We start from the raw sequence: 448 nt of genomic DNA, 5'->3' as shown, positions 1-448 counted from the left end.
AAGGATGTACGCAAACGGCTGAGCATGGAGAACGTCGCACGATGGGAATATAAGCGTTCTGCGTAACGACTCGCCGCTCGAAGGAAACCAAGGAGTTTGACCAACGAAGTAAGCACAATTAATGTATAAAGCGGCGGCGCAAAAACGGTTTGTGAAATCATGTATCCACTTGCGGAAAAAAGAGCCACACCAGCGATGCCGGCAATTAATCCTCCCAATATGGAAAGAAGAATGTCTTTTCGCTCCCCAAGCATCGCTTTTGATAAAATAGTCAGTTCGCTCACGCGAATCCCCCTTTTCGTTGAAGATCGACCATTTCGGCATACTGCGGCAAGCGTTCCAGCAGTTCAGCGTGTGATCCGGAATCGACCAACACTCCTTGCTGCATAAATAAAATGTTGTCAGCTTGTTGAATCGTATATAATCGGTGAGCCACCGTAATCATCGT

1 pseudogene is annotated in these 448 nt (G+C 47.1%); it reads right to left on the bottom strand.

The annotated features are described in order from the left end of the window. A pseudogene (locus P364_RS35950) lies at positions 1–284 on the bottom strand (thiol reductant ABC exporter subunit CydC); the annotation flags it as partial. Positions 285–448 lie beyond the last annotated feature (164 nt).

The sequence above is a fragment of the Paenibacillus sp. MAEPY2 genome, assembly GCF_000499205.1.
Classification (GTDB): Bacteria; Bacillota; Bacilli; order Paenibacillales; family Paenibacillaceae; genus Paenibacillus; species Paenibacillus vandeheii.
This window is presented reverse-complemented; position numbering and strand designations above follow the sequence as displayed.